Genomic DNA, 10,881 nt, shown 5'->3' with positions numbered 1-10,881 from the left:
ACCGCCAGCCCCGCGGAAAGCGAGCACCTGGAACGGAAATCAACCGACGCAATTCTAAATGACAGCAACAAAGTAGGAAATAGAAGAATACCTTCCACTCATACCACTCAAATATGACTATTTTCGACAATTCCCTGCGACTTTTGTCATCATTTTGAAATGAAATAGAAAAGAACAAGTTGGTTCTATATTTGATAAAATAGAAAATATGAACTGTGCACCGTGTTAATCAGATGGAGGGAATGTTCTTGAAGGCAAATAACCAAATGAAAGATATCATCTATGTTCACAAGAATCCGGATCGTCACTATGTCGTTTCGTACGGAATCCATTTCAACGAGTTTGCAATGAATGCCCGTAAACCCTTAAAGAACCTACTTCTCATCAAGCATCAGTACGAACATGGTGCTTTCAATATACATACCCATATGGAATATGTAGAAAAGGACGAAATGAAGAAGATCATCGATGACGGGGTTCAGAGCTATGGAGACTTCTGCTGGATCGATTTTGAAGAAGAGGTCGGAGTCGATGAATTGAACGGACAGGAAATTGCAGAACTCCTTTATATGGGGCATATCAAGCAGCCATTGAACCCTCCATTTTATTCTAAACTGAATAACCGCTACGCCTACCTTTCCCATGATGATGGCTGGTTCAATAAGGTTTATTACCGGGATTTTGAGGACTTCTATTATATGCTGGGAGCGACCCTTTCATCAAAGCTCAGTACGATGAAGAGTGGGAAGGGCCTCTTCGGTATGAAGAAGGAGAAACCCTACCCTGTGATCGGAAAGGAAGTCATTCATTCCTTCCAGGATAAGTTAAAAGAAGGAATGGTCATCTCCCTTGAAAAAGCAGTATTGACGAGAGGGAAGATCGAGATACCCATATGGGTGATCGGTGATTATTATGACATGGATGAAATGGCAGAGGATTATAAGCAGATTCGCAAATTACCGGCGAACGGGTTACTTTCTTATGACCGTAAAACCAAGAGCTGGAGCGCCTTACTTAAATGAGGGACCGTGACGTTTTAGCAGATATTTCATTCCATGACACTTTGGTCCAAGCCGTCTTTCTTGAACGGCTCAATCGGTTTGTGCTGGAATGCGAACTCCCTTCAGGTTCAAAAGAAAAGGTCCACTTACCGGACCCGGGCAGGCTGAAAGACTTATTGGTACCTGGAGGGCCGATCTGGCTCCAGGAATCCAAGGATCCAAGAAGGAAAACAAGGTGGTCAGCGGTCATGACCCATGATCCCGTAAACGATATGTATGTTTCCTTGAATACGCAATATCCAAACCGGTTGGTACTGGAAGCCCTGCAGTTGGAAGTACTGGAGGAGCTGAAGGGGTGGGGTCTGGAAAAAGCCGAATATAAGGTGGGAGGTTCACGTTTTGACTTCCTCCTCAAACATAAACAAAATGATGAGAAATTACTACTCGAAGTCAAAAGTGTCACCATGGTCGAGGACGGAATGGGTAAATTTCCCGATGCTGTCACAGCAAGGGGTGCGAGGCATGTAGAGGAACTGACCCACTTACAGATGAAGGGAAGCTATCAAACGGCGGTCCTATTCATTGCCCAGCGCACAGATCTCAGGGGAATCACTTCCGCTCCTGAAATCGATCCCCATTTTGCCCGGGTCATGGAAGAAGCCGCGAGACACGGGGTCAGGTTCTTCGGAAGAAAATGCATCGTGACACCAGAACGCATCTCCCTCAGTGGGTCTATCCCCGTTTACACAGAAAAGGATTAATCTCGCCGTGCCCCGGCCGAGATTAATCCTTTTTGCGTGTCCCTATTCAACCACTACCTTAGCCGTCGCTTTATAATCCTGTTCCCCCTTGGCAGTCATCCAGACGGTCAATGTGTAAGAGCCGCTTTCAACCTTAGGAAGGACGATTTCGCGGGAAAACGCTTCCCCTTGTTTCACAGTGATGTCCTGTAACGCCTGGGTATACATTTTATTCTTTGAATCTTTATAAACGATCTCGCCTTTTTCGTTGCGAAGTTCATAGTCGATTGTCTGGCCGGATGAAAACGAAAATGTTTTCTCCTGCTCTGTTTGGTTTTTTACACTATATACATATACACTTTGACCATCTGCATCTTTCTTGGTTAATGAAGGTACCATATCGCCTGCGACAATTCCTTTCTGTACAGAAATATCTTCACCCGCTCTCTGTTCGGTCTCTTTTTTGACCGGCTGGCTGTCGTTTTCATCAGCTGTTCCACATCCGGCCATTCCCGTTAGTAGAATGATTATGATCATCATGAATCGCTTCACGCTAGAGTCACCTCCTTACTGTATTAGACAGAGTTTGATCAAAAAGGTTACAAGCCTTCTGAGAAAATGAGCACGGGAAGGCATGGGGGATGTGCTCTTCCGGTTTCTTTCACCCACTATTGGGGCATTCATTTACATATGTAAGGCAGATTACTTTTTTATATTATACGGTTTAGTACTATATAATTATAGAAAAGCGCAGAGGAGCAGAATGGATGAGAATATGGTTAGCAATTGTAAGCGTATTTTCCTTACTATTAGTATCGGCTTGCGGTTCGACAAATGCAAACGATAGCGGGAAAATTCCTGATGAAGAGTGGGGAACGATCACCTCGAAAGCAGAAGGGACCAAAGTGAATATGTTCATGTGGGGAGGAGATGACGGGATCAATCGATATATTGATGAGGTCATGGCCCCCATGTTAAAAGAAAAGAACAATATCGAATTGAACAGGGTACCTTTAGACACACCTGAAATCCTGCAGAAGCTGCAAACCGAGAAACGGGCAGGAAAAGAAAAGGGGACGATCGACATCGTCTGGGTCAACGGTGAAAATTTTAAAAACGCGAAAGAACAAGATCTGTTGGCAGGTTCCTTTACGGACAAATTGCCTAACTACAACCAATACTATGATACGGACAATGACGCATTTCAATATGACTTCGGAACGGAAACAGAAGGATTCGAAGCCCCTTGGGGAAAAGTTCAATTCGTATTTTTCTATAATAGTGAAAAAGTGAAAAACCCGCCGGCTACCTTTGAAGAGTTGACAACATTCATGAAAGAGAATCCCGGGAAATTCACATACCCAAACCCAAGTGATTTCACTGGGAATGCATTTCTAAGACATCTCCTCTATGCCAAAACGGATTCGAATCTGGCCCGGGACGGGTTTGATGAGGAAAAGTCAGAAGAAATAGGAGCGGAAGTATGGGACGAATTAAACACCATGAAGCCTTATCTGTGGCGAAAAGGGGAGACGTATCCATCCACCTTGACGGACCTTGATAAGCTGTACAGTCAGGAAGAGGTATGGATGACGATGGGATATAACGAGGCAAGGGCGGAACATTTGATCAAGGATGGCGTGTTTCCGGCAAGCACGAAGCCGTTCATATTGAGTGACATAGGATCCATCGGGAACACTCATTTCCTGGCCATTCCTTTCAATAGTCCCAATAAAGAGGGTGCCCTGGTGGCCATCAATGAATTTCTGTCCCCGGAAGCGCAGTATGAGAAGCTCAAGCCGGATTATTGGGGAGAGAGTTCGCCCATTTCCTATAACAAGCTTGATGAAGAGTGGAGGAAGAAATTCATGGAGATCGATCGCGGTGAAAGTGTACTGGAGGCCTCAAAGCTTGAAAAAAACTTCAAGGGTGAGCTTGATGCTGCCTATGTTGAATGGTTGAAGGAGAACTGGATACGTGAAGTGGCCATCCAATAACGCACTTCTCCTCCTGCCGGGACTCCTCTTTTTCCTCCTGATCCCGGGACTCGGGATCGTTCTTGCGATGTGGGAAAGTGTAAGGGGCGGAGGAGTCTTTACACTCGAACATTACTGGGAATTGTTTGAGCAAGATCGTTTTATTACATCTGTCCTGTTCAGTCTGACAGTAACAGCGGTCTCAACGATCCTGTCCCTTTTCATTGGATTGGGTATCGTCAAGGCCTTCTCTCCATTGTTAATGGAAACCAGGCATAAACTGCTGGTGTGGATCCCGATGCTGGTCCCCCATTTTGTATGGGCGTATCTCGTCTACTTACTCTTTAATCAGAGCGGCTTTTTTTCAAGTATCGCCGGGGTGACGGGCTGGATTGACGATCGCAGTCAATTTCCCATATTGGTACAGGACCGGAATGGGATCGGGATCATGTTGACGTATGTGTGGAAAGAAGTTCCCTTTGTGACCCTCATGCTGTTACCCGTGTATGCCACCCTATCCAAAGGGTATAAAGAGGTGGCTTCATTATTGGGAGCGGGCCCTTATCAAACGTTCAGAGTGGCAGAATGGCCCTTCATCTATCCTGTCCTCATCGAAACAGGGGCCATTCTTTTTGCATTTATCTTTACCGCCTTTGAAGTTCCACGGCTGTTGGGGGTAACGTCTCCACAAATGCTTGCGATCCTTGCATACGACTGGTTTTATAGCGGTAGCTGGAGTGACCGTCCACTAGCGTTTGCCTCCCTAGTCATGACCGGACTCGGCATCGGAGTCCTTATGTGGCTCGTTCTTTACTTCACGAACAAGAAACGGATGCACATTACTAAAGGGATTGGGAATTAGGGGTGTCATGATGAAAAAAACGTCATTTTACAGCATATCCTTTATCCTTTTTGCCTTTCCCCTTTTCTTTTTAGTGTATAAAAGCTTTTACGGTGTAGCGGCATGGGGGAGTCCTGCTCTGGGTGAACCAAGCGTAAGGGCGTGGGAACTCTTAATGAACGAAGGAAAGTTTCTGAATTCAGTAGGGGTGTCAGTATGGATTGCAGTAGTTGTATTAGGTCTCAATCTTCTGATCGGCATCACAGCGGGAAAGGTGTTTTCCTTTTCTTCTTTCAGGGGGAAAGCGTTGATGGAAGCGCTCATGATGCTGCCCCTGTTCATTCCTGTGTTAGTCGTTGCCATCGGACTTCATATTACCTTCATACGATATGGCCTCTCCGATCACTGGCTCGGGGTCGCCCTCGTTCATTTGGTGCCGACGATTCCTTACAGCATTAAAATGTTTAAAACAGGCTATGAGCGGATCGGCTCGAAATTACTCGAACAATCAACCATCCTGGGAGGGAGTGCCATCAAGCGCTTATACCATATCGAATTGCCATTGCTCCTTCCAAGCATACGCAGTGTATTGTTCCTGACGATCGTCATCTCTTTAAGTCAATACGTGTTGACGGCGATCATAGGCGGGGGGAACGTCGTCACCCTTGCAATGGTCTATTACCCATTTACCGATACGGCAGATGAAGCGGTGATGGCGGCATTCTCCATCGTGTTCGCCCTTATCCCCCTCATCTTATACATCATGATTGAAGGGTGTTTGACATTCATACTCCCTTACCAGCATCTAAGAAGGAGGAAGAGGAAGTGAGTCCATTCATACATATCCAGGGAGTGTCCAAAACCTTTAAAGAGAAAGAGATTTTGAATGATGTAACCTTCTCATTGAAGAAAGGGGAAATCCTTTCATTAGTGGGAGCGTCGGGTTCGGGGAAATCAACCTTTTTGCGGATTCTCGCAGGCTTAGAATCTGCTACAAAGGGAAAGGTATTAATAGATGGTAACGATATTTCTTCAACCAAACCTCAAAACCGACCGATTGGAATGGTCTTTCAGCAGCCTTTGTTATTCCCTCATATGAATGTACTTGAAAACGTCATGTACGGTCTCGAAATGAGAGGGGAAAAGAAACGTGAAAATAAAAGGAAGGCGAAAGACTATATTCAAAGAGTCGGTTTAGGTGAAGTCATGCATCATTACCCCTCTGAGCTATCGGGAGGCCAGCAGCAACGGGTGTCCCTAATCCGCTCCCTCATTCTGAAACCGAAGCTGTTACTCTTGGATGAACCTTTTAGCAGTCTGGATCTGCAACGGAGGAGAGAGTTGAGGCAGTGGGTACTGACCGTATTTAAAGAAGAAGGAACCACAGTCTTGTTCGTCACCCATGACCGTGATGAAGCGTATGAGGTGGGAGACCGGGTGGCGGTGTTACACGAGGGACGATTCCTGCAGGCGGGGACACCGGAGGAAATTTATTACCGTCCGGGCTCCTCCTTTGTCGCTTCTTTTATGAGTGATGGACTCATTCTGTCTCCTGGACAATTCATTCATGCTTCCCATCTGTCCATAAGCTCTTCGGGACAGGATCTGCCTTACCCAAAGTGGAAGGGCAAGATCCAGCAAAAGCTGTTTGTAGCGGGAACGAACATTCATGAAATATGGGTGGAAGAACTGAAGCAGAAACTCCATCTGCCCCTTGAAGGGGAATCCTCCCACGGGACGGTTTGGCTATATGCCAAGGAAGAGAACATTCAAACGTTTCAGAACGAGGAATAGGAGGGAAGAACATTGAAGAAGAAGGAAATCGGCAAGATCTTTCTATTCATCGCGATATTACTGTTCCTCATGTGGCTTAGCCGAAATTTCTTTCATATAAAGCCCCATGACATCAGGGATTGGATCGTGTCATTCGGCATTTGGGCACCGATCGTATTTATTGTCGTCTATACGGTCCGTCCATTGATCCTTTTCCCTGCTTCCATCCTGTCGTTCTCGGCGGGCCTTGCTTTCGGTGCGGTGGAAGGTTTCTTTTATATTGTACTGGGGGCACTGGGGGGTGCGACGGTTGCCTATTATGCAGCAAGCATCCTGGGGGCGAAACTGTTAAAGAGACCTTCCCCCCGCATCGTGAAAATACGGGAAAAGATGGAGGAGAGCGGCTTCATCTATGTCCTTGTATTGCGTCTGGTGCCGTTCTTGAACTTTGATTTGATCAGTTACCTCGCTGGAATGGGGAAAGTGAGATACCTTCCATTCATTCTTGCCACAGCCATCGGGATTTTACCAGGAACGTTTGGCTATGTCTTTTTAGGGTCAAGCTTGGTGGGAGAAGACCGGACGAATTTGTATATTGCCATTGCGTTTTTCCTGGCCATGATCATCGTACCACTCATTTTTAAAAAGAAGATGAAAGCATGGCTTGGATTATCGGGCAAAGAAGATAAGTAAAGGATGGGAAGTACATGTTAGACACGCATGCCCGCAAGTGGGTGCAGCCAAGTATAGAGGGGACGGCACGTCTGTTCCTGAACAAAGGATTAACGGCCAATCAAGTGACGGTCACCGCCTTCATCATAGGGTCTGTGACAGGTCTGGTCTATTACCTGGGTTTCCCGATTATGGCCGTCCTTTTATTATGGCTCTCGGGCTTCCTGGACGCGGTGGATGGAACCATGGCCCGATTGACCAAGCCATCTCCCTTTGGCACCGTCATGGATGTCACGTTTGATCGGATCGTTGAAATCAGTGTCATCCTCGGGGTTGCTTTCCTTCATCCTGACATCATGTGGGCCCTCCTCTTACTCAGTGTCTCCATCATCATTTCCATGACCATTTTCCTGACCGTGGGGGCTGTATCAGAGAAGCAGGGGATGAAGTCCTTCTATTATCAAGCGGGACTGGCTGAGAGAACGGAAGGTTTCATCCTGTTCAGCCTCATGATGATATTTCCATCCATTGTCTTGTGGACCACCCTCCTGTTTTTTGCAGTGGAGTTATATACGGGAATCCAACGATTTCTAGAAGCGAAACGACTACTTTCATAAGGAGAGATTCAGATGGAACAATACGATTTAATTGTCATAGGAGGAGGGGCAGGCGGATTGACCGTCGCCTCTGGGGCTGCCTCACTGGGAGCAAAAGTGGCACTTGTTGAAAAAAGCGGCCTTCTGGGAGGGGATTGCCTTCACTTTGGCTGTGTCCCGTCCAAGGCGTTCATCCAATCGGCAAGAGAAGTGGCGACCATACGTTCAGCCGGGGATTACGGATTCGAAACAAAAGGATCCGTCGATATGAAGAAGGTAAAAGAACGAGTCAAAGGGGCCATTTCACACATTCAACAGCACGATGATCCCGAGCGCTTCCTGGAGCTTGGGGTCGATATTTATTTCGGAGCAGCCGAGTTCCTGGATCCCCATACCATTTTGGTGGAGAAAGAGGACCGGATCTCCGGGAAGAGGGTGGTTGTGGCGACAGGATCAAGTCCACTTGTCCCCGATATCGATGGCCTTGGCAATGTTGAATACCATACGAATGAAACAGTATTCGAAGTGGATGACCTCCCTCGCCGGGTGGTCTTCATCGGGGGAGGTCCAATTGGTCTGGAATTGGCGCAGGCATTCTCCCATTTAGGCTCAGAAGCCATAGTGCTAGAACAGCATGATGAAATCCTGGTGAAAGAAGATAAAGAAATCCGTGAAATGGCCACCGGGTTATTGGAAAAGGATATTCAGTTTGTTTTTGGAGCTGAAATTAAACGTGTGTCGAAGCGGGATGGACAGAAGGTGGTTCATTACGTGAAAGATAGAGAAGAGCAGTCGGTTGAGGGGGACCTTTTATTCCTCGCGACAGGCCGCAAGCCGGGTACAGATTCCTTGAATCTTTCCGCTGCCGGTGTGGAGACAGACGATCGGGGATTCATCAAAGTGAATGACGAACTAAGAACGAATCAACCCCATATTTTCGCGATAGGAGATGTGAACGGCCGTTATCCATTCACTCACGGTGCCGGAATGGAAGGGAAGCTTGTCGTCCAGAACGCCGTATTTGGATTGAAACGAAATGTCTCCTACAGCAAGCTGCCCTGGACCACCTATACGACACCGGAAATCTTCCATATCGGCTTGACCGGTGAAGAAGCGGTGGAAAAAGGAATAGAATACAAGGTCTATAAGAAAACGTTAGACGAGGTAGACCGGTTCGTGGCAGATCAGAAGACAGAGGGTCTCGTTAAAATCATCACAGACCCGAAAGGCAGGATCCTCGGTGCCCACGCAGTCGGCGCCGGCGCTGGAGACTGGATGCAGCCGGTCGTGTTCGCAATGGAAAAGGGAAGCAAGATCGGTGCCCTTTCCAACATGGTCTATCCTTACCCGAATCACGCAGCAGCCGTCCAGCAGACAGCGGACCTGTACTGGAGAGAGAAGCTGTTCGACGGGGTACTCCCTGTGATTAGTAAGAAGTATGTGGAATTGTTTAGATAAGGTGTTTACAGCGCGACTGCTGGGAGGCGGTCGTGTTTTTTTTGTGGGGTTAGCTGCTTAACCCTCACTCCCCATACTTTCCCATAAACCGCTGATCAATCCAGTTCTTCAACCGCCAGGCCCATCCGCTGACCAATGAAAAGGATCCGTAGGTTAGGAAGCCACGCTTGTCCCCGACAGACATGATAGCGAGATATCGTTTCTGGGGCTCAAAGGGAATGATTTTTCCATTGGCTGCGGCGCCGTTCAGGTTTTCCCATAGGACGGGCCCTTGTCTGACGGCTGTTACGCCGTTTTTAGGCACATCGGGAAAGTCTTGTAAGGTAGCGCAATCACCGGTTCCGAACACGTTTGGGTATTCAACTGATTGAAGGTAGCTGTTCACGAGCAGATATCCTTGTTCATCTGTCGGAAGCACACTGCTCGCGAATAGAGGGGGTGCTTTAGGTCCTCCCAGGAAAATGACCTCTTCATAATCGAGGATCTCCCCTTTATCTGTATACACTCGGGACTCCTCCACTTTCGTCACGCGCCCTTGATGCAGATCGATGCCTTTTGTAAGGGCGATAGCCGTCATTTTTTTAGACGAAAAGATACCGGCTTTTTCTAACAGTGGAGAGGAGTGGGCGACTATGACAGCATGATTGTCATACCCTTTGTCCCTTTTCCATGCTTTCAGGGATAATGCCATTTCAATACTTGCTGCACCGCCACCGATGAAAATGGTTTTTCGGCTTTTCTGCAGTTTCTGGATTTGCTCGGGAAATCGGTAATTTGGCTTGATAGGCAGGTTGTGTTTATGTAATCCTTTGATCTCCGTTGAATCATTTCGGGAGCCGATGTCGAATGAAACAAAGTCGTAGGTGAAGATCTCCCCTTTGTCTGTTAACAGATGCTGCTGATCGGGATCGATGGAGAGAACGGTGCTTTTGACAAAGTCACAGCCGGCAGCTTTACATAAGTTCTCTAAATCGATCCGGGTTTCTTCCAATGAATAGATTCCCTCCGTGTATCCGGAGAACATTCCGGAATAATATTGATAACGGGAAGGGGAAATCAGGACCCATTTCACGTTTTCACCCTGATGTTGACTCTTTTTTAAGCAATGGAGGTGGCTGTGTCCGCCACCGACTAAGATGATTGTTTTCATAGTGGAACTCCTTTTTAGAGAGAGCGTTTCTCTTCCCATTCTTCCCTGATCATCCCCATGCGTATGGAGTCATAATAAACCCCGTTGTAGTACCGGCATTTTCTCATACGTCCTTCAAGTTGCATCCCGATTTTCTCTGCGACCTTCATCATCCGTTCATTCCCTGACCACGTCGTGATGCCGACCCGCCCGATTTCCTTCGTCAAAAAGAGGTGATCGACCCATAGGGATAAGGCTTCGGTTCCATATCCACCGTTCCAAAAGGCAGGATCGTAGATGACGATTCCCGCTTCAAGCCATCTGGTGGGTTCGTAATCCCAATAGTATCCGACGGTTCCGATGATGGTACCGTCGACCTCGATGACCCGTTGGAACTCATCGCTGCGACTTTTATTTCTGATGGATGATTCCATATACTCTTCAAAGGGGACGTACGTATGTTTAAAATAAGGGGCGTCCCATTTTTTCCACTCAGGGGAAGGATCGCCGTAAATATAGTCCCAAAGACGGGGAAGGTCTCTCTCTTCTATTTTTCTAAGTGTTACACGCTGACCGGTTAATTTCAATTCATGAGCACTCCTTTATTGTGTTACTATTTCCATTATACAGAAAATACCCTGAATAATCAGAATAGATAGTAAGAAAAAACAGAGGTCCGTCCCTCTAAGGTGAGG

12 protein-coding genes are annotated in these 10,881 nt (G+C 47.0%); 9 read left to right on the top strand and 3 right to left on the bottom strand.

Annotated features, from left to right (window positions below; all coding sequences use genetic code 11):
- Positions 1–248 precede the first annotated feature (248 nt).
- On the top strand, positions 249–1,022 hold the full coding sequence (locus tag BVI01S_RS17305; RefSeq protein ID WP_034763121.1) for a hypothetical protein: 774 nt from the start codon (positions 249–251) through the stop codon (positions 1,020–1,022).
- Positions 1,019–1,762 (top strand): DNA/RNA nuclease SfsA, encoded by a 744-nt coding sequence (sfsA, locus tag BVI01S_RS17300; protein ID WP_051758444.1) that lies wholly within the window; start codon positions 1,019–1,021, stop codon positions 1,760–1,762. The genes BVI01S_RS17305 and sfsA overlap by 4 nt, the downstream gene beginning before the upstream one ends.
- Positions 1,763–1,804: 42 nt before the next feature.
- On the opposite strand, the gene BVI01S_RS17295 is transcribed toward sfsA, so the two are convergent.
- Complete coding sequence (locus BVI01S_RS17295; protein WP_051758443.1) at positions 1,805–2,293, bottom strand: BsuPI-related putative proteinase inhibitor; 489 nt, start codon at positions 2,291–2,293, stop codon at positions 1,805–1,807.
- A 215-nt stretch (positions 2,294–2,508) separates the two neighbouring features.
- On the opposite strand from BVI01S_RS17295, the gene BVI01S_RS17290 reads away from it, so the two are divergent.
- Genes BVI01S_RS17290 through BVI01S_RS17260 form a run of 7 tightly spaced genes read left to right on the top strand, consistent with a single transcriptional unit; the run spans position 2,509 to position 9,057 of the window.
- Complete coding sequence (locus tag BVI01S_RS17290) at positions 2,509–3,738, top strand: ABC transporter substrate-binding protein (RefSeq protein WP_061811071.1); 1,230 nt, start codon at positions 2,509–2,511, stop codon at positions 3,736–3,738.
- Positions 3,719–4,579, top strand: a complete 861-nt coding sequence (locus tag BVI01S_RS17285) for an ABC transporter permease (protein WP_034763116.1) — start codon at positions 3,719–3,721, stop codon at positions 4,577–4,579. The genes BVI01S_RS17290 and BVI01S_RS17285 overlap by 20 nt, the downstream gene beginning before the upstream one ends.
- 7 nt (positions 4,580–4,586) lie before the next feature.
- Entirely contained in the window at positions 4,587–5,387 is an 801-nt protein-coding gene (locus BVI01S_RS17280; protein ID WP_156030143.1) for an ABC transporter permease, read from the top strand.
- On the top strand, positions 5,384–6,352 hold the full coding sequence (locus tag BVI01S_RS17275; protein WP_061811070.1) for an ABC transporter ATP-binding protein: 969 nt from the start codon (positions 5,384–5,386) through the stop codon (positions 6,350–6,352). The genes BVI01S_RS17280 and BVI01S_RS17275 overlap by 4 nt, the downstream gene beginning before the upstream one ends.
- Positions 6,353–6,364: 12 nt before the next feature.
- Positions 6,365–7,024: a TVP38/TMEM64 family protein gene (locus tag BVI01S_RS17270; protein ID WP_034763107.1), complete on the top strand. Its 660-nt coding sequence runs from the start codon at positions 6,365–6,367 to the stop codon at positions 7,022–7,024.
- Between the two features lie 14 nt (positions 7,025–7,038).
- Positions 7,039–7,620: a CDP-alcohol phosphatidyltransferase family protein gene (locus BVI01S_RS17265; RefSeq protein WP_034763105.1), complete on the top strand. Its 582-nt coding sequence runs from the start codon at positions 7,039–7,041 to the stop codon at positions 7,618–7,620.
- Between the two features lie 12 nt (positions 7,621–7,632).
- Positions 7,633–9,057, top strand: coding sequence for a dihydrolipoyl dehydrogenase family protein (locus BVI01S_RS17260; protein ID WP_061811069.1), 1,425 nt, complete (start codon positions 7,633–7,635; stop codon positions 9,055–9,057).
- 64 nt (positions 9,058–9,121) lie between these two features.
- Here the strand turns inward: BVI01S_RS17260 and BVI01S_RS17255 are convergent, their stop codons facing one another.
- Positions 9,122–10,207 (bottom strand): FAD-dependent oxidoreductase, encoded by a 1,086-nt coding sequence (locus BVI01S_RS17255; protein WP_061811068.1) that lies wholly within the window; start codon positions 10,205–10,207, stop codon positions 9,122–9,124.
- Positions 10,208–10,221: 14 nt separating this feature from the next.
- A complete protein-coding gene (locus tag BVI01S_RS17250) occupies positions 10,222–10,773 on the bottom strand; it encodes a GNAT family N-acetyltransferase (protein WP_061811067.1) in 552 nt (183 codons plus the stop codon).
- Between the last annotated feature and the right edge of the window lie 108 nt (positions 10,774–10,881).

It is taken from the genome of Rossellomorea vietnamensis NBRC 101237 (assembly GCF_001591825.1).
In the GTDB taxonomy this organism is placed as follows: domain Bacteria; phylum Bacillota; class Bacilli; order Bacillales; family Bacillaceae_B; genus Rossellomorea; species Rossellomorea vietnamensis.
This window is presented reverse-complemented; position numbering and strand designations above follow the sequence as displayed.